An 18,492-nucleotide genomic window follows, 5' to 3' on the forward strand; every position below is an offset into this window, starting at 1 on the left:
CGGGCGACTCTAGGAGCCGAGTGGGACCACGGGAACGCAGGAACTGCAAAGCTGCTTTGCAGGGCGCGCCGCCGCCTGTGCCGGATCGTCGCCAAACTTCGACCCCATGATGACCGTGGAGATTCGAAGGGTCGGCGAGACGAAGGACCTGCTGGGCGAAAGCCCGTGCTGGGATGCGCGCGCGCATGCCGTCTGCTGGATCGACTCGCTGGCGGGAACGCTACGGCGGCTGTGGCCTGCCACCGGGGAGGCCGAGCAACACGGCCTGCCCGCGCCGGTCGGCTCGATTGCACCTTGCGAGAGCGGTTCGGTGGTCGCGGCGCTTAAGAACAGCTTCGCCCGCTACGACTTCGCCACGCGCAAGCTGGAGATCCTGGCGCGCATCGACATCGATCACCCGGACGTGCGCCTCAATGACGGCAAATGCGACCCCTGGGGCAACTTCATCGCCGGCACCATGCACATCAACCGCCAGCCGGGCGACGCTGTCCTCGGCGGCCTGTACCGGCTGCGGCCCGACCGCTGCGTGGAGCGCATTGCGGGCGGGTTCGGGTTGACCAACGGCCCCTGCTTCAGCCTCGACGGCCGCACGCTCTACGTGGCCGACAGCACGGTCCGCACGATCTGGGCCTATGACTACGCGCCGGAAGGTCCGTTGTTCAACCAGCGCGTCTTCGTGCAGACCGAGGGTTACGGATCCGGCCCCGACGGCGCGACCGTGGATGCTCAGGGCTTCGTCTGGACCGTGCTGACGCGGATCGGGAAGATGGCTCGCTTCGCCCCCGACGGACGGCTCGACCGGATGGTGGAACTGCCGGCAACGCATCCGACCAGCCTGTGCTTCGGCGGCCCGCAGTTCGAAGTGGCCTATGTCACGTCGATCTCCAGGAGCACGCATCTCGCGGGACTCCTGCCGCAGGACGGCGGCCTGTTCGAGCTGAGCGGGATGCCCGCCGCCGGGATGCCGGCGCACCGCTTCGCGGACTGAAACCGGCCTCAGGCCGCGTCGCCTTCGCGCAGCGCCTCGGCGATGAAGTCGACGAAGGCGCGCACTTTCAGCGGCAGCGCGCGGCTCTGGCGGAACACTGCGTAGATGCCGTTGGAGAACCCGCGCACCGCGAACCGGTAATCGGGAAGGAGCCGCAACAGCGAGCCGTCCTGGATGCAGCTGCGCACCGTGGGCTCCGACAGCAGCGCGATCCCCATGCCCCCGATGGCGGCCAGCCGCAGCAGTTCGCCGTTGTTCGAGCTCAACACGCCCTGGATCACCAGCTCCTGCTGTTCTCCCTGTTCGTCGATGTATTTCCAGGTGGTGGCCTCGTGCTCGCGACGGTAGGTGAGGCAGCGAACCTCCGGCAGGTCGCGCGGGTGGCGGATGCGCTTGTGCACCTTCATGAAGGATGGGCTGGCCACCAGCACTTCGTCACTGCTGAGCAGCCGCTTGATCACGAAGCTCGAATCGGTCGACTCGCCGGTGCGGATGTCGATGTCGAAGTCGTGCTCCACCAGGTTCACAGGGTGTTCGGAGAGTTCGAACTCCAGCTGGATGTCCGGATGGCGCTGGGCGAAGCGCGGCAGCAGCGGCGCGATCACGCGCAGGCCGATCTGCGTGCGCGAGTGGATGCGCAGACGGCCCTCGGGCAGCAGTTTCGAGCTGCGCGCGGCTTCCTCCGCCTCCGCCATCGCCTCCAGCACCACCTCCGCGCGCCCGAGGAAGGCCTGTCCCGCCTCGGTGACCTTGAGCTTGCGGCTGGTGCGGTCCACCAGTTGCACCCCCAGCTCTTCCTCCAGCGCGCTGATGCGGCGCGAGATGGTGGCGGGCGAAAGACTCAGGCTGCGCCCCGCGGCCGAGAGGCTTCCCTTCCGCAGGGTCGTCACGAAGATCCGCAGCGAATCGAGGGCCTTCATTTCAGAAAACGCAAAGAAGGTGTGCGCGGCGTGGTGCGCGGCGCAGGCACTCCGTTCCTAAGATCGCTCCACGCAACCAAGCCAACCAGGAGCCTCGTCATGGATTTCGGAATCTTCATTCTGATGCAGCAGCGAAACAAGCACAAAACCTCTCACCAGATCCTGCGCGATGCCGTGGAGCAGACGCGGCTGGCGGACGAACTGGGCTTCGGCGGCGCCTGGTTCGCAGAACATCATTTCAGCAACTACGGCATGTGCTCGTCGCCGCTCACGATGATCGCGCACTGCGCCGCCGTCACCCGCGACATTCGCCTGGGCACCGGCATTGTCGTCGCACCGCTGTACACCCCAGCCCGCCTGATCGCCGACGTCGCGATGGTGGACCAGCTGTCCGACGGCCGCCTGAACCTGGGCATCGGCTCCGGCTACCAGCACTTCGAGTTCGAGCGCTTCGGCGTTTCGCTGGAGACCTCCAAGCAGCGCACGCTGGAGATGCTGGACATGCTGGAGCTGGGCCTGAAGGAGCCGAAGTTCGCTTACGACGGCCAGTTCTACCAGCAGCCCGAGAGCGCGATCAGCCAGCGCGCGGTGCAGCAGCCGATGCCGCCGTTGTGGGTGACCAGCGTGGACCCGACCTTCCTTGCCCGCGCCGTGCGTGGCGACCACCACGTGTTCGTCTCCGGCGGCGACGGCGGCGTGGAGAAGCTGCAGGCCACCCGCGCCTTGATCGACAAGGTGGCCCTTGGTGAAGGCAAGAACCCGGCCCAGGTGCCGGTCGGCGTGCTGCGCGCGGCCTACGCCAGCGAAAACAAGGCCGAAGTGGATCGCTACCTCGATTGCGCCCGCTACCAGCGCCGCGTGGCACTCAGCCTGAAGCGCCGCACGGCGCAGATCGCCGAGGACTACCAGGTGGCCGAGACGATGGCGGAAGGCGAGCCGACCCTGGACGAAATGCGTGCCCTGTTGCCCGTGGGCTCGGTGGACACGGTGATCGAGCGGGTGGTGCGCGAGATCCGCGCCATCAAGCCCGTGCACTACTGTTTCCAGACGCAGATGGGTGACTTCGACCACCCGACGATGCTGAAGCACCTGGAACTGTGGGCCAAGGTCATCATGCCCGCCGTGCAGCGCGAGATCGCCAACGACCCGCCGCACGTGGCCAAGCCGGCCACCGAGGTCGCCGCCGCCTGAGGCGCGCAGGCGTACGCCATGAGTAGCACGACCTTGCACCGCGATGCCATCGAACCGACGCTGTTTCGACAGCTGCTCGGCTGCTTTCCGACGGGGGTGGCGATCATCACGACGCGTGCCGCCGACGGACGGCCCGCAGGCCTGACCTGCAATTCCTTCAGCTCGGTATCGCTGGAGCCGCCGCTGGTGCTGTTCAGTCTGCGCAAGGCAAGCAGCTTGCTGGGCGCGTTCGCCGAAGCCGATGCGTTCGCCATCAACATCCTGTCCGAGCGCCAGGATGCGCTGTCGAGTCGTTTTGCCTCGAGCAAGATCGCGGACAAGTTCGAGGGCGTGGCCTGGCGCTCGGGGCCTCTCGGAATGCCGATCATCGAAGACTGCCTGGCAAGCTTCGAGTGCAGCGTCCACGCCCGTCATGAGGCCGGCGACCACGACGTCTTCATCGGAGAAGTGAAGCACATGAGCGGAGGCCCCGCCGACCAGGCGCTGGTGTTCTACAAGGGTGCCTACATGATGCTGGCGGAGTCGCTTCGCACGCTGGTGATCCAGGGGCGGCTCGGCTCGGCCGATCTCGACGAAGCCTATCGCACGCTGTATGGGACGCTGCTGCGGCTGGCGTGCGAGCGCGCCACCAAAGGCGAGATCGATGCGATCGAGGCCGCCGTCGACGGCATCGAGCGGCATCAGGCCACGGACTCGCTCGCGCAACGCATCGAGTCGGCCAGTCGCTTCTTCTCTGCCATCGCGGCAGCCGGGCACAACGAAGCCCTCATGCTCATGGCGCAGACGATGACCACCATCCTGCGCGAGCGCTTGACGCACGTGGTCCCGGTGCGGCCGCGGCCGGACTTGTTTCCGCTTCGGCGCAAGGTCGTGCTCTGCCTTCGGCAGCGTGACGCGGACGGGGCCGCTGCCGCTCTGGACGAGCTGATCACGAAGCTGCGCACGGGCGGCGACGTGGCCGCCGAGCCCAGCCGCTCATAGAAAACAGGACAGGAGACAACATGTCGAACACCGAAATCGCCGATGGCGAGGCGGATGCCTACGCCGCGTTCCGCCGCGAGCTGGAGGACTTTGCCCGCCGCGCCTGCCCGCCGGAGATCCGCGCCGTCGTCGCAGCGGGCCAGAAGGTCACCAAGCGCGAGTACATGGGGTGGCAGAAGATCCTCCATGAGAAGGGCTGGGGCGCGCCCAGCTGGCCGCGCGAATACGGCGGCACCGGCTGGGACATCAAGCAGCGGCTGATCTTCGAGGAGGTGATGGCCGAGGCCGATTGCCCGCCGCTGTACCACCACGGTCTGGGCCACATCGGCCCCGTCATCATCCGCTTCGGCACGGAGGAGCAGAAGGCGCGCTTCCTGCCGCGCATCCTGGACGGCTCCGACTGGTGGTGCCAGGGCTACTCGGAGCCGGGCTCGGGCTCGGACCTCGCCTCGCTCAGCACCAGCGCGCGGCTGGACGGCACCGACTACGTGATCAACGGCCAGAAGATCTGGACCTCGCACGCGCACGAAGCCAACATGATCTACATGCTGGTGCGCACCTCGAAGGAGGCGAAGAAGCAGGACGGCATCTCGCTGATCCTGGTGCCGATGGACAGCAAGGGCATCACGGTGCGCCCGATCCGCACCATCGACGGCTGGCACCATCTGAACGAGGTGTTCTTCGACGAGGTGCGTGTGCCCGCCGCCAACCTGATCGGCGAGGCCGGCAAGGGCTGGACCTGCGCCAAGTACCTGCTGGAACGCGAGCGCCTGCCGCCCGCCAACGTCGCGCGGCTGGAGTTGGTGCGAAGGCAAGTCACGCGCGTGGTGGAAGAGGCTGCGAAGGCCGCCGTCGGGCGCCGTGATTTCAGCAACCTGCGCTACCGGTTGCTGCTGGCCGAAGCCGACGTCAAGGGTGCGCGCGTCATCCTGGCCCATGCGACGGACGACCTGAAGCACCAGCGTCCGCTCGGCGTGCAGCCGTCGGTGATCAAGCTGATGTGCAGCGACGTCGCCCAGCGCCTGACCTCCATCGCGCTCGATGCGGTCGGGCCGGAGGCGGCCCACCGCTTCCTCGCCCATGACGGCGAGGGCGTGCCCGGCGCCACCTGGGTGCAGAACTACATGTTCACGAGGTCGAGAACGATTGCCGGCGGCACCTCCGAAGTGCAGCGCAACGTCGTCGCCAACGAATTGCTGGGAGCCTGAAAAGTGTCCATGTCATTCACGCCATTGTTTCCCGGCATGCTGCTCGATGCGGCCGACCGCTTCGCGCAGGACCACGCCGCGACACAGGACTTCGCCGAGACCGACCCGATCCGGGAAATGGGCTGGGCCTGTACGGTCGTGCCCGAAGAGTCCGGCGGCGTCGGCGGCGCGCTGGCCGACCTTGCCTCCATCGTCGAAGGCCTCGCTACGCACGGGCTGCACTTGCCGGTGGTGGAGACCTGTGCCGTCGCGCCCATCCTGCTGCAGGCTGCGGCGCCCGAAGCTTCTGCGCGCTGGCTAGAAGCCGTGTGCGAGGGCAGCGCGAAGATCGCGCCGCTGACCGCGCTGTCCGCATCGCTGGACGACATCGCGGTGCAGGCGAAGCAGCTGGACATCGGCTGCGAGCTGACCGGCGTGGTCCAGGGCGTCGATGTGTCGCTGGCCGCCACGCACTATCTCGTGCCCGCGGTGCTGCAGGGGACGGGCGAGGCGGCGATCTTCCTGGTCGACAAGGAGCGCATCCCCGCGCCCACGACAACTTACCGGACGATGGAAGGGCGGCGCGGCGCCGACTTCCGGCTGGAGCACCTGAGGGAGCCGGCGCTGGCCTGCATCGCGCGCGGCGCCGAGGCTCAGCGCGCGCTGGTCCAGGCCGACAACGCGGCCCTCCTGCTGACGGCGACGGACACCGTGGCCGCGCTGGCCACGCTGATCCAGCAGACCGTGAACCACCTGAAGGAGCGGCGCCAGTTCGGCGTGACGCTGTCGTCCTTCCAGGTGCTCAGGCACCGCACGGCCGACATGTACGTGCGCTACCTCGGCGCCAAGGGCCTGCTGATGCACGCCTTCCAGGAATACGACAGCGACGCGGCTGACCTGCGCCGCACCCTGCGCCTGATGAAGGTGGCGCTGGCGGAAACCGCCCGCACCTGCGCTGAAAGCGCCATCCAGATGCATGGTGGCATGGGCGTGAGCGAGGAGGTCCTGGCCACGCGTCTCGCCCAGCGCCTGCTCGCCTCCGAATTCCGCTACGGCGACCGCCTCACGCATGCGGCGCGGCTGCTCGCGCCGCAACCAACCTTTCCAGGAGTTCACCATGAACGTCAGCCTTGAAGTTTCCGAGCACATCGCCGTCGTGCGGCTGAACAAGCCGCCGGTCAACGCACTGGACCGCGCGACGCGGCAGCGCCTGATCGATGTGTTCGACGAGGTCTCCGAACGCGCCGACATCCGCGTGGCCATCCTCACCGGCACGGGCAAGTATTTCTGCTCCGGCGCCGACCTGAAGGATCGGCCGGACCCGGAGAAGGCCGGCGACTTCCTCGGCCATAACCGCCTGACGCGGGAGACCGGCAACGCGATCCGCGAGTGTGCCAAGCCGGTGATCGCCGCCGTCAATGGTCCGGCCTTGGGCGCCGGCTTCGGCCTGATGGCCGCCTGCGACATCTTCCTGGCCTCCGAGGACGCGAGCTTCGCGATGCCGGAGATCAACGTGGGGCTGGCCGGTGGGGTGTCGATGCTGCGAACCATGTTCGGCCGCTCCTTCACGCGTCGCATGTTCTTCACCGGCATGCGCGTGCCCGCCGCCGAGTTGTACCGCCGGGGCGTGCTGGACGAAGTGCTGCCGCCGGACGAGCTGCTGCCCGCGGCCCTGCGCCTCGCGCAGGAGATGGCATCCAAGAGCCCGCTTGCGCTGGCCTACGCCAAGCAGGCCGCCAACATGATGGATTTGATGCCGCAGCGCGACGGCTACCGCTTCGAGCAGAACATCACCATGGCGCTGTCCAAGACCGAGGACGCCAAGGAAGCGCGCCAGGCCTTCCTGGAAAAGCGCCAGCCTGTCTACAAGGGGCGCTGAGCCATGGCCGTCGTTGCAGTCGCGGAAGTTGTGGAAGTCGTGGAAGTGGGAAGGGGTCTGGACGCGCTGTTCCAGCCGCGTTCGATCGCGATCTTCGGCGCGTCGGAGGACGTGACCAAGATCGGCGGGCGGCCGCTGCAGTTCCTCCTGAAGTACGGCTACCGCGGCGCGATCTATCCGATCAACCGCAAGGGCGGCACGGTGCAGTCGCTTCAGGCCTATGCGAGCGTGGCGGACCTGCCGGAGGCACCGGAGTTGGCCGTGATGGCGGTTCCCCCCGAGAGCGTGCTGGAGGCGATCAAGGACTGCGCGAGGAGCGGGGTGCGCGCGGCGGTCATCCTCTCCTCCGGCTTCTCCGAGATGGGTGAAGCGGGCAGCCGGCTGCAGGCCGAGATCGGCAAGGTCGCCAGGTCGTCAGGCATGCGCGTGGTCGGCCCGAACTGCCTGGGCTCCATTGGTGTCGCGGAAAAGAGCATCGCCACTTTTTCGGTGGCGCTCGAGTCGGCGTTCCCCACCGCGGGCCACGTCGGTATCGTGTCGCAGAGCGGCAACCTCGGCAGCTACACGATGCGGCTCGCTGTCGATCGCGGCATCGGCATCAGCCGCCTGCTCACCACAGGCAACGAATGCGACGTGGACATCGCCGACGGCATCGCCTCGCTGGCCACCGACCCGGCCACCTCGGTGATCCTGTGCTGCATGGAAACCTGCCGCAACGCGGGCAAGCTGGTGCAGGCGCTGGCGATGGCGCGCGAGGCCGGCAAGCCGATCATCGTGCTGAAGGTCGGCGTGTCCCACGCCGGCAGCGAAGCGGCTGCCTCGCACACCGGCGCGCTGGCCGGTTCGGACGCGGTGTTCGACGTGGTGCTGCGCAACGGCGGCGCCATCCGGGTGCCGAGCATCGAACAGTTGCTGGACGTTGGCCACGCCGTCTCGGTGGTTGGCACTGCCCGCGCGCCGAAGGGCAAGCGCGCCGCGCTGGTGACGGCCTCCGGCGGCTTCGGAGTGCTGATGGCCGATGCGGCCAGCGCCCAGGGCCTGGATCTGCCGAAGCTTTCGGCGCGCGCGCAGGAGCGCATCCTCTCGGCGCTGCCGTACGCATCGCCCGGCAATCCGGTCGACATGACCGCGCAGGTGTCGAGCCGGCCGGAGTTGCTGGTCCAGGTGCTGTCCGCGGTGGCGGAAGACCCCGTGTGCGATGCGGTGATCCTGCAGTCCGCCTATGCCTTCCAGATGCCGCGGCTGCGCGACGTGTATATCGCCGCGCTGGAGCAGGTGCGGCTAGACCATCCGTCGCGGCTCATCCTGCTGTGCTGCAAAGCGCCGCGCGACACGATCGCGCAACTGAACCGGATGGGCTTCCCCACGGTGGAAACCATCGACGCGGCCTGCTCGACCCTGGCGGCGCTGGTGCGGCTCGGTACGCGGGGCGAACAGGCCGCGACGGCAGCGACCTTGTCTTCGACCGATGCGCTGCCGCAAGAAGCATTCGCCAACGAGGCGAGCGCCAAGGCGGCGCTCGCGCAGGCGGGCGTTCCCGTGCTGAAGGAAGTCACGGCGGCCAGCCGGGATGCGGCGCTGACGGCGGCGCGCGAAATCGGATTTCCGGTTGTGCTCAAGATCGTGTCGCCCGACATTCCGCACAAGACCGAGGTCGGCGGCGTCGTGGTCGGCGTGCGCTCGGAGGCGCAACTCGCGACCGAGTACGACAGCCTGCTGGCGCGCGTCGCGCAGAAGGCGCCAGAAGCCCGGATCGCTGGCGTGCTGGTGGCGCAGATGGCGCAGGGCGGCATCGAACTGATCCTCGGGACCAAGAAGGACCCGGTCTTCGGGCCGGTCGTGATGGTGGGCTTGGGCGGAATCTTTGCCGAGGTGCTGCGTGACGTGGCTCTGCAGATCGCGCCCGTGACCGAACAGCAGGCGACGCAGATGCTGCGCTCGCTCAGGGCCTTCCCCTTGCTCGACGGCGCGCGCGGCCGGGCAAAGGCGGACGTGGCGGCGGCGGCGCGCGCCGTCGCGGCGCTCTCGCAATTCGCTGCGCAGCACGCCGATGTCGTCGCGGAGATCGACATCAATCCATTGGTGGTGATGGACCAGGGGCAGGGCGCGTTCGCGCTCGATGCGCTGCTGGTGCCGGAAACGAAAGGCAATCCATGAATCCCTCTCTCGAAGGCCGCGTGGCATTTATCAGCGGCGCCGGCCACGGCATCGGCCGGGCCACGGCGCTGACCATGGCCCGGCTCGGCGCCACCGTCGGCGTCAACGACCTCAAGCAGGAATTCGTCGAAGAAACCGTTGCCGAGATTCATCGGCTGGGCGGCAAGGCGATGCCCCTGGCGCAGGATGTCTCCACCCGCGACGGCATGCGCGAAGCCGTGCTGCGCTTCGCGCGTGACGCGGGGCGGCTCGACGTGATGGTCAACAACGCCGCCTGGGTGCGCTACCAGCCGCTGGCGGAGATCACGCCCGAGGTGATGGACCGCATGGTCGACATCGGCTTCAAGTCGGTGATCTGGGGCATCCAGGCCGCCGCCGAGGCGATGGACCCGGAGCGCGGCGGCTCCATCATCAATGTGGCGTCCATCGCTGCCTTCAAGTCGCCGGCCCGGTCGGTGGTGTACAGCGGCCTCAAGGCCGGCGTGCTCGGGATCACCCGGGCCGCGGCCGCCGACCTGGGCGCGCGCGGCATCCGCGTCAATGCGGTCGCGCCGGGTGCGGTGCCGACCGAAGGCACGGCGAAGCACCGCAACGCGGAACTCGATGCGAAGCGCATCGCGCGCACGCCGCTCGGCCGGCTCGGCACGGTGGAAGACATCGCCGACGCGATCTGCTTCCTGGCCGGCGACGGCTCCCGGTTCATCAGCGCGGATGTGCTGCGCCTGGACGGCGGCGCGTCGGAGACTTCGCTGTGAGCGCGACGGACAGCGCTCCCAAACGGCTGCAGAACGTGTACGTGGTGGCGCAGCGGCCGGTCGAACTGCATTCCTTCTACGAATCCGCGCTGGGGCTCAAGCTCAAGTTCCGGGACAAGGACCGCTGGTTCCAGTACGGCGTGGGCAACACCAGTGTGGCCGTGGCGTGCAAGGAAGAAGCGGCGCCGGCGAGGTCCGGGCTCGTGATGGTGTTCGAGGTGGAGGACTTCGCCGGGGCCGAGGAACGCATCGCCGGCGCGGGCGGCCAGGTGCTCGGCATCCGTGACATGGGGGCGCACGGTGCGGTGATGTCGCTGCGCGACCCCGAAGGCAACGTCGTGCAGCTGTTCAAGCGCGCGGCCACCCCGGCGCAATGAGCTCCGCTGCGCAGCTGCAGGCCCTGCTCGATCGCGAGGCGATCCGGGAGTGCCTCAATCGCTACTGCCGCGGCATCGACCGTGCCGACGAGGCGGCGCTGCGATCCGCCTACTGGGAGGACGCCACGGATTGCCACGGCGCCTGGAACGGCAGCGCCACGGGTTTCATCGATCAGGCCTTGCAACGCCTGCGCCTGGGCGGCCGGCGCGTGCACCAGGTGAGCAATGTCTCCATCGAGCTGCATGATGGTGTCGCTGCGGTGGAGAGCTATTTTCTTGCGCTGCAGGCTCCTGCCGGGAACTCCAAGCAGACCTTCTTGTGCGGACGCTACGTCGACCGCTTCGAACGCCGGCACGGCGAGTGGCGGATCGCCGCCAGGACGGTCGTGTACGACTGGATCGAGGAGCGCGAGCGCCCGGAGCTCGCGCTTGCCGATGAGGCCCTGTTCGGTGTGCGACAGCCGGTGGGTTGCGCAGCGCCCGGGGATTCGGTGTACGCGCTGCTGCGGGAAGTCCGCGTCGGATAGACACGTGATCCGCAACCCGGAAAAATTCTCGGCCCTGCTCGCCGAAGTTCGGCAGTTCGTCCGCGCCGAGTGCCTGCCCCTCGAGGAGGAGGTCGACCGCAACGACGAGATCCCCGAGGCGCTGGTGCAGCGCATGCGCGAGATCGGGCTGTTCGGCCACAGCATCCCCGAGGCCTATGGCGGCGCCGGCCTGAGCACGGAGGAGTTGTCGCTGGTGAACATCGAGGTCTCGCAGGTGGCGACCTCGTTCCGGGCGCGCTTCGGCGGCAACACCGGCATCGCGTCGGAGTCCATCGTGGTCGACGGGACGCCCGGGCAGAAGAAGACCTACCTGCCGCGGCTGGCCAGCGGCGAGATGACCGGCTGCTTCGCGTTGACCGAGCCGGAAGCCGGCTCCGACGCGACGGCACAGAAGACGGTCGCGGTGCGCGACGGCGACAGCTTCCTGATCACCGGGAAGAAATGCTTCATCACCAATGCACCGATCGCCAACCTGTTCACCGTCTTCGCCAGGACGGACCCGGACGCGAAAGGCGCCAAGGGCATCACCGCATTCCTCGTCGAGCGGGGCACACCGGGCTTGTCGATCTCGGCGCCCTATCGCAAGCTGGGCCAGCATGGCTCCCCGGTGGGCGAGGTCGTGCTGGACCGGGTCAGGGTTGCAGCCTCCGCCATCGTCGGCGACATCGAAGGGCAGGGCTTCCGCACCGCCATGAAGACGCTGAACAAGCAGCGCATCAACCTCGCCGCCCTGTGCACCGGTCCCGCGATCCGGCTCGTCGAGGAAATGGCGAAGCACGCGCAATCGCGCCACCAGTTCGGGCAGCCGATCGGCGAGTTCCAGCTGGTGCAGCAGATGATCGCCGAGAGCAACACGGAGGTGCATGCGGCGCGTGCGCTGGTGCTCGAGACCGCACGCAAGCGGGACGACGGCGCCGACGTCACGATGGAAGCGTCCATGTGCAAACTGTTCGCCTCCGAGATGTGCGGCCGTGTCGCAGATCGGGCCGTGCAGGTTTTCGGCGGCAGCGGCTACATGGCCGGCAATGTGGCTGAGCGCTTCTACCGCGATGTGCGCCTGTTCCGGCTCTACGAGGGAACGAGTCAGATCCACCTCGTCAACATTGCCAAACGAACCATCGCACTGGCCGCACAGGACGCGGTTGGGTCATGAACTACCAGGTCGGGCCTGAAAGGGAGCTTCGTCGCCGCTGCTACCGCAGCGTGTGACACACTGTTCCAGTCCTGGGACATCAGCGGCGCGCACCACGAGCCAAGGCGCGGTGTGGCCCTGTGGGCGTGCCGGCGGAACGGCCCTTGCTTTGACAAGCAGGTCCAACCTTCGTTTCGTCGCACGACACCGCCCATGACCCCACCCGACACCGCCCTTGCTTCCAGGCCCCACCTGAGCGTGCGCACGGTGTGCGTGGACGCGCCCGGGCGGCTGCATCTGGGCTTTCTCGATCCCGCCGGCTCGCTGGGGCGCGCGTTCGGCAGCCTTGGGCTGGTGATCGATGGCTTCACGACCGAGGTCGAGCTGGCAGCGGCGGCCTCGGACCGCATGACGGGGGATACGCCGGCCGCGCAAGCGGAACTCGATCGCGCCGGCGCCTTCCTGCAGTTGCTGCGCCAGCGCAGCGGCCGCCATGCGCCGCTGTCCCTGCGGCTGCGGCAGGTGTTGCCGCCTCACGCGGGCTTCGGCTCCGGCACACAGCTCGCGTGCGCCATCGGTCGGGCCTTCGCGCACTGGCATGGCCTGGATCTGAACACCGCCACGCTGGCGCAATGGCTCGGCCGCGGCCTGCGATCGGGCGTCGGGATCGCGGGCTTCGACGCCGGAGGCTTGCTCGTCGATGGCGGCCCCGGCACGGACGGCCTGCCCGCGCCGCTGCTGTCGCGCGTTGCCTTCCCCGAGGCATGGCGCATCGTCGTGGCCCAGGACCCCTCGCATCGGGGCCTGTCGGGCAGCGCGGAAAAGAAGGCCATTGCCGCCTTGCCGCCCTTGCCGCAGGCCAGCGCCGCCGACATCTGCCACCAGGTCCTGATGCGCATCCTGCCGGGGGCGGCGAGCGCGGAATTCGCGCCGTTCGCCGCAGGCATCCGCCGGATGCAGCAGCTGCTCGGCGAGCACTTCGCGCCGGCGCAGGGCGGTGCCTTCACGAGCCCGGCGGTCGGCCGCCTGATGCAGTGGATCGCCGAGGCGAGCCGCGATGCGAAGACCGGGCCGTCGGCCGCGATCGGTCAAAGCTCGTGGGGTCCCACGGGTTTCGCCATCCTGCCTTCGCAAGCGCGCGCCGAAGCGCTGGTCGAAGCCGCGCAGGCAGCCGGTCAGGTCGACGCCCATCTGAAGCTGCGCATCGTGTCCGGCCGCAACCACGCGGCGATGGTGCGCGAAGTCAGCTCGGACCCGCGCATCGATTGAACACGCCGCAGACAACCATCCACACCGAAAGCTCCCATGGAACGTCCCCGCATCCTCCACATGTTCACGCCCGGCCGCCAGATGAGTCCCTTCGACATCAACATGGCGGCGGATGCGGGTTATCAGATCATCGTGCCCTACTGCGAGGTGGACCTCGATCGCATCACTGCACTGACGCAGGACACCATTTTTTCGCGCGGGCCGAAGGGCGTCGCACGCACCGGCATCTTCATCGGCGGACGCGATGCGCAGCTGGCCGCCGACATGCTCGAGCGCGCGAGGACCTCGATGGTCAAGCCCTTCGTCGTCTCGCTGATGGCCGATCCGAGCGGCGCCTACACCACCGCCGCGGCCATGGTGGCCTGTGTCGAGGCCGCTTTGAAGCGCCACCAGCCCCAAGGTCTGGAAGGCCAGCGCGTGGTGATTCTGGGCGGCACGGGCCCGGTAGGCCGCGTGGCCGGCGTGATCGCCGCGCAGGCCGGCGCCGAGGTCTTTCTGTCCAGCCGCAACGGCATCGACGCGGCTGAGGAAGCCGCTCAGGAAACCGGGCGGCGCTTCGGCGTGACCTTGCACGGCCTGTCCGGCGGCGACCCGGCCGCGGTGCGCAGGTCCATCGCCGAGGCCGATGTGCTGCTGGCCTGCGCGGCGGCCGGCGTTCAGGTGGTATCGAACGAGGCGCTCGGCGTCGCCACCCGGCTCAAGGTCGCGGCCGACGTGAATGCCGTGCCGCCCGAAGGCATCGCCGGCGTCGGTGTGATGGACGACGCCAAGCCATTGGCCGGCACGCAGGCCGTCGGCATCGGCGCGCTGGCGGTGGGCAACGTCAAGTACCAGACGCAGCATCGTTTGCTGGTGCAGATGTGCGAGGCCGAGAAGGCGCAGGTGCTGAGCTTCCCCGAGGCCTTCGCGGTTGCCCGTGCCTTCCTGGCCGAGCAGGCCGGCAAGACGGCGTGAGGCGCGCTCGCGCGATGCGCACGCTCGCAGTCGCCGCAATCTCCGCGCGTGCCATGGCCGAGGCGGCAGCGCACGACGGCTTCGACGTGGTCGCGCTCGATCTGTTCGGTGACGTCGACACGCGTCGCGCCGCTTCGCGCTGGCTGCCGATCGGTGCGCCCGGAAGCCTGCACATCGATGCAGCGCGAGTCCTGGCCGCATTGCGCGAGCTGGCGCGCGAACGTGAAGGCGGGGGGCCGGTCGTGGGATGGGTGGCGGGCAGCGGTTTCGAGGGGGAGCCCGCGTTGCTCGAACAGGGCGCGGCCATACTGCCGCTGATCGGCACTGCAGCGGCCGCGGTGCGCCGCCTGCGCGATCCGGTGGTGTTCTTCGGCTTTCTCGCGGCCGAGCGCATGCCGCATCCGCAGGTGAGCTTCGAGCCTCCCGAGAATCCTGCAGGGTGGTTGATGAAGGATGCACATGGCTGCGGCGGCTGGCATGTTCGCCGCGCGCCCTGGCCGAAGGACGAGCGGCCCAGCGCGCACCGCTATTACCAGCGCGAGATGCCGGGGCTGCCGATGTCGGCCACCTTCATCGCCAATGGACGCGATGTCCATGTGCTCGGCTTCAACGAACTGAGCGTGCGCAGTTTCGGCGCGCGGCCTTTTGTTTTTTGCGGCGCGGTCGGCCCGGTCCCCGTAGCGGCCGACATGGCGCGCCGCGTCACGGCCATCGCGCTGGCGCTCACCGCGGAGTTCGAGCTCTGCGGCCTGTGCAGTCTCGATTTCATGCGCGACGGCGACGCCATCGGCGTGCTGGAAGTCAATCCGAGGCCGCCGGCGAGCATGAGCCTCTACCGTCGGCCGGCCGGCTCGCCGGGCCTGATGCAGGCGCACTTGCGAGCCTGCATGGACGGGGAGTTGCCGCCGGCAACGCCCTTGCCTGCGCAAGATGTCGAAGGCATGGAGATCGTGTTCGCGCCGCGAGCCCTGCAGCTGGACGCGCCGGCAGCGCAGCGGCTCGCCGCATGGCCCGGCATCCGCGACCTCCCCGATGCCGGCCAGCGCTTCGGCATCGACGACCCCGTGTGCACCCTGACGGCGAGCGCAAGCAGCGCCCAGCAGGTTCGCACGCGTTTGAACGAAGGCCGCGAGCGGCTGCTGCAATCACTGGAGACCTTGGCATGAGCAACACTTCCTCGCCGGCGGCGGCCGCGGGCCTGAGCGTCAACCTGTTGGCGCAGCCATTGGTCGAACGCCTGCTGGCCGATGCCGATGCGCTGGGCCTGCATGTGCGCCGCGACGACACCGGGGTCCACATCGTCGATGCCGGCATCGAGGCGCGCGGCAGCGTGGCTGCCGGGCTGCGGATCGGCGAGATCTGCATGGGTGGACTGGGGCATGTGCACCTGCGCAGCGGCGGCAGCGCCGAAGGCTGGCCGACCTGGCTCGACGTGCGCAGTTCGCAGCCGGTACTGGCATGCCTGGGCAGCCAGTACGCGGGCTGGAGCCTGTCGGCGACCAAGGAGGAGACCGGCGGCAAGAAGTTCTTCTCGCTCGGCTCCGGTCCGGCGCGCGCGCTGGCGGTCAAGGAAAAACTCTTCGCCGAGCTGGGCTACCGCGATCGCGCGGACTTCGGCGTGCTCGTGCTGGAAGTCGATCGCACGCCGCCGAAGATCGTGGTCGACAAGCTGCTGCGCGACTGCGACCTGCCCGCGCAGGCGCTGACGCTGATCCTCACGCCCACCACCAGTCTCGCGGGCACCACGCAGGTGGTGGCGCGCGTGCTCGAAGTGGCGCTGCACAAGGCGCACGAACTGGGCTATGCGCTGGCGGACATCGTCGATGGCGACGCCAGCGCTCCGCTGCCGTCGCCCAGCAGCGATGGCGTCGAGGCCATGGGGCGCACCAACGACGCGATCCTGTACGGCGGCCGCGTGCATCTGACGGTGCGCGGCGACGACGACGCGGCCCGCGCGCTGGCCCGTGCGCTGCCCTCGCGCAACTCGCGCGACTACGGGCGTTCGTTCGCGGAGATCTTCAAGGAGGTGGCGTACGACTTCTACAAGATCGATGGCGCGCTGTTCGCCCCGGCCGAGGTATGGGTCAGCAATCTCGACAGCGGCAACACCTGGCACGGCGGGGCGTCCGACATGGCGCTGCTGCAGCGCCTGTGGCTGCAGGAGGCCTGAAATGATGGATCGCATGCGCGGGGTGAGCCCATGACCATTCGCGTGGTCATCATGAGTGACGAAATCGGTTGGCACACGCGCCAGCTGCAAGCCGCGCTGCGCACGCGCGGTGCGGTAGGGCGCTGCGTCGACCTGGCGGCCTGCCAGATCGACACCACTGCGGCATGGCATGGCCTGGTCATTCCCGGCTACGGGCGCGAACTGCCCGACGCGGTCCTGGTCCGGGGCATTGCCGGCGGCAGTTTCGAGCAGGTCACGAAGCGCCTTGGCGTGCTGCACGCGCTGCGCGAGCTGGGCGTGCCGGTCTACAACGATGCCCGCGCGATCGAGCGTTCGGTGGACAAGTCGATGACCAGCCTGCTGCTGCATGCCGCGCGCATTCCGGCCCCCGCCACCTGGGCGACGGAATCGGCGGCCCAGGCCCGGCGCATTGCGATGCGCGAGACGGCTGCGGGCCATGCGCTGGTGCTCAAGCCCTTGTTCGGCTCGCAGGGCAAGGACCTGCAGCTGGTGGGCGAGGTCGACGGCGTGCATCACCCGATGCCCGACACCGACGCACGTTACGCGGGCTTGGCATATCTGCAGCGCTTCGTTCCGCCGGTGGCTGCGCCGGGCTTCGACTGGCGCGTGCTGGTGGTGGGCGGGCGCGCGCTGACCGCGATGCGGCGCGTGAGCGCGCACTGGGTCCACAACGTGGCCCAGGGTGCGCGCTGCGAGCCTGCCGAACTGGAGCAGCCGCTCGCGCAGCTGGCCGAACGCGCCGCGCTCGCGCTGGACATGGACTACGCGGGCGTGGACCTCATCGCAGCGGCGAGCGGGCCGCCGATCCAGGTGCTGGAAGTCAATGGCGTCGCTGCCTGGCAGGGGCTGCAGCGCGTGACGGCTTTCAACATCGCCGGGGCCATCGTCGACGACTTGCTGGACCGCAAGATGGCGCAGGCGCGCCGCCGCCTGGAGGAGGGCGTGGCTCCGGAGCGCCGCGCCTGATGAGCGCGCAGCAGGCGGCGATCGAAAGGGCCCGGGCCTGCTTCCTGCGGGCCTGCTGGCTCGACGTCGCGGTGCGCAAGCCGGGCAACGTCAGCCTCGTCTCTCCGGGGCACGGCATGGAGGCCTCGATGTTCATCGCCAGCGCGCAAGCGGCGGCGGGCGCGCTGTTCGAACCCGGCTTGCGTGTGGGCGGGCGCATCGAGCGCGCCGTGACCGCGACCTGGGCGGTCGCCGGATGCAACACCAACCTCGGCATCCTGCTGCTGTGCGCGCCGATCGCGCTGGCCATGGAGCGCCACCCCGGCGCCACGACCTGTGCGGCCTTGCATGCTGCGGTCGAGTCCGTGCTGGCCGCGCTCGACATCGATGATGCACGCGCGGCCTATCGCGCGATTGCGCGCGCGCGCCCCGGCGGCCTGGGAAACGCCCCGGCGGAGGATGTGCACGACGATCCGAGCATCGACCTGCGTGCTGCGATGGCGCTGGCTGCGGAGCGCGATCTCATCGCGCGGCAGTACCGCGACGGCTTTGCGGATCTGTTTGCACTGGCCTTCCAGGCGCCGGTCCACGGCATGACTTGCGGCGAAGGGCCGGTCGACGGCGAGGCGCCGCCCGATGCCGCCACTGTGGCTTCCGTCCAACGGCTTTACCTGGCTTGCCTGAGCGGCTTTGCGGATTCACACATTGTGCGAAATCACGGCGAGCGCGTGGCACAGACTGTCATGACGGCGGCGCAGGCCTGGCGTGAGCGCGAGCGCGCAGGCGCCGTGCTCGATGCCGAGCCCGACTTCGCCGGTTGGGATCTGTCACTGAAGGCCGCACGCATCAACCCGGGGACGAGCGCCGATTTCACGGTGGCGGCGCTGCTGCTTGCGGGCTGGATCGGCTCGTGCGCGACGCCCGCGCGCGAAGCAGCGAACGGATGGCACGGATCGTGATACCCATGACATTGCGCTGGTCATCCTGGCCGGTGTCGTAACGACCGTATCACCTTAGA

18 protein-coding genes are annotated in these 18,492 nt (G+C 68.8%); 17 read left to right on the top strand and 1 reads right to left on the bottom strand.

All coding sequences use genetic code 11. The features are described 5' to 3' along the window. Window positions 1–106 precede the first annotated feature (106 nt). Complete coding sequence (locus ACSQ86_RS13820) at window positions 107–988, top strand: SMP-30/gluconolactonase/LRE family protein (protein WP_436304013.1); 882 nt, start codon at window positions 107–109, stop codon at window positions 986–988. Window positions 989–996: 8 nt separating this feature from the next. Here ACSQ86_RS13820 and ACSQ86_RS13825 read toward each other — a convergent pair whose 3' ends face one another. Beyond that, a complete protein-coding gene (locus ACSQ86_RS13825) occupies window positions 997–1,908 on the bottom strand; it encodes a LysR family transcriptional regulator (protein ID WP_093111657.1) in 912 nt (303 codons plus the stop codon). A gap of 99 nt (window positions 1,909–2,007) precedes the next feature. On the opposite strand from ACSQ86_RS13825, the gene ACSQ86_RS13830 reads away from it, so the two are divergent. The 16 genes from ACSQ86_RS13830 to ACSQ86_RS13905 all read left to right on the top strand — a co-directional run bounded on the left by ACSQ86_RS13830 (window position 2,008) and on the right by ACSQ86_RS13905 (window position 18,433). After that, window positions 2,008–3,099: an LLM class flavin-dependent oxidoreductase gene (locus ACSQ86_RS13830; protein WP_436304014.1), complete on the top strand. Its 1,092-nt coding sequence runs from the start codon at window positions 2,008–2,010 to the stop codon at window positions 3,097–3,099. Between the two features lie 18 nt (window positions 3,100–3,117). Further along, complete coding sequence (locus tag ACSQ86_RS13835) at window positions 3,118–4,080, top strand: flavin reductase (protein ID WP_436308960.1); 963 nt, start codon at window positions 3,118–3,120, stop codon at window positions 4,078–4,080. A gap of 20 nt (window positions 4,081–4,100) precedes the next feature. Beyond that, on the top strand, window positions 4,101–5,288 hold the full coding sequence (locus ACSQ86_RS13840) for an acyl-CoA dehydrogenase family protein (RefSeq protein ID WP_436304016.1): 1,188 nt from the start codon (window positions 4,101–4,103) through the stop codon (window positions 5,286–5,288). Between the two features lie 9 nt (window positions 5,289–5,297). After that, window positions 5,298–6,401: an acyl-CoA dehydrogenase family protein gene (locus ACSQ86_RS13845; protein WP_436304017.1), complete on the top strand. Its 1,104-nt coding sequence runs from the start codon at window positions 5,298–5,300 to the stop codon at window positions 6,399–6,401. Continuing rightward, window positions 6,385–7,146, top strand: a complete 762-nt coding sequence (locus tag ACSQ86_RS13850; RefSeq protein WP_436304018.1) for an enoyl-CoA hydratase/isomerase family protein — start codon at window positions 6,385–6,387, stop codon at window positions 7,144–7,146. Before ACSQ86_RS13845 ends, ACSQ86_RS13850 begins: the two co-directional genes overlap by 17 nt. Before the next feature lie 3 nt (window positions 7,147–7,149). After that, complete coding sequence (locus ACSQ86_RS13855) at window positions 7,150–9,303, top strand: acetate--CoA ligase family protein (protein ID WP_436308961.1); 2,154 nt, start codon at window positions 7,150–7,152, stop codon at window positions 9,301–9,303. After that, a complete protein-coding gene (locus ACSQ86_RS13860) occupies window positions 9,300–10,058 on the top strand; it encodes an SDR family NAD(P)-dependent oxidoreductase (protein WP_093111671.1) in 759 nt (252 codons plus the stop codon). Before ACSQ86_RS13855 ends, ACSQ86_RS13860 begins: the two co-directional genes overlap by 4 nt. Next, entirely contained in the window at window positions 10,055–10,435 is a 381-nt protein-coding gene (locus ACSQ86_RS13865) for a VOC family protein (protein ID WP_093111673.1), read from the top strand. Before ACSQ86_RS13860 ends, ACSQ86_RS13865 begins: the two co-directional genes overlap by 4 nt. Then, window positions 10,432–10,962, top strand: coding sequence for a nuclear transport factor 2 family protein (locus ACSQ86_RS13870; protein WP_093111676.1), 531 nt, complete (start codon window positions 10,432–10,434; stop codon window positions 10,960–10,962). The genes ACSQ86_RS13865 and ACSQ86_RS13870 overlap by 4 nt, the downstream gene beginning before the upstream one ends. A 4-nt stretch (window positions 10,963–10,966) precedes the next feature. After that, window positions 10,967–12,136, top strand: a complete 1,170-nt coding sequence (locus tag ACSQ86_RS13875) for an acyl-CoA dehydrogenase family protein (RefSeq protein ID WP_436308962.1) — start codon at window positions 10,967–10,969, stop codon at window positions 12,134–12,136. A 192-nt stretch (window positions 12,137–12,328) separates the two neighbouring features. Continuing rightward, window positions 12,329–13,384 carry a beta-ribofuranosylaminobenzene 5'-phosphate synthase family protein gene (locus ACSQ86_RS13880; protein WP_436308963.1) on the top strand — a complete coding sequence of 352 codons (1,056 nt, stop codon included), beginning with the start codon at window positions 12,329–12,331 and terminating at the stop codon, window positions 13,382–13,384. 36 nt (window positions 13,385–13,420) lie between these two features. Beyond that, entirely contained in the window at window positions 13,421–14,338 is a 918-nt protein-coding gene (locus ACSQ86_RS13885; protein ID WP_436304022.1) for an NAD(P)-dependent methylenetetrahydromethanopterin dehydrogenase, read from the top strand. Window positions 14,339–14,352: 14 nt separating this feature from the next. Next, entirely contained in the window at window positions 14,353–15,504 is a 1,152-nt protein-coding gene (locus ACSQ86_RS13890) for an ATP-grasp domain-containing protein (RefSeq protein WP_436304023.1), read from the top strand. Continuing rightward, window positions 15,501–16,508: a methenyltetrahydromethanopterin cyclohydrolase gene (mch, locus tag ACSQ86_RS13895; protein WP_436304024.1), complete on the top strand. Its 1,008-nt coding sequence runs from the start codon at window positions 15,501–15,503 to the stop codon at window positions 16,506–16,508. Before ACSQ86_RS13890 ends, mch begins: the two co-directional genes overlap by 4 nt. Before the next feature lie 51 nt (window positions 16,509–16,559). Continuing rightward, window positions 16,560–17,495 carry an ATP-grasp domain-containing protein gene (locus ACSQ86_RS13900; RefSeq protein WP_436304025.1) on the top strand — a complete coding sequence of 312 codons (936 nt, stop codon included), beginning with the start codon at window positions 16,560–16,562 and terminating at the stop codon, window positions 17,493–17,495. Further along, complete coding sequence (locus ACSQ86_RS13905) at window positions 17,495–18,433, top strand: triphosphoribosyl-dephospho-CoA synthase (protein ID WP_436304026.1); 939 nt, start codon at window positions 17,495–17,497, stop codon at window positions 18,431–18,433. The genes ACSQ86_RS13900 and ACSQ86_RS13905 overlap by 1 nt, the downstream gene beginning before the upstream one ends. Window positions 18,434–18,492: the final 59 nt, after the last annotated feature.

The sequence above is a fragment of the Variovorax sp. LjRoot130 genome (assembly GCF_964253755.1).
Lineage (GTDB): Bacteria > Pseudomonadota > Gammaproteobacteria > Burkholderiales > Burkholderiaceae_C > Variovorax.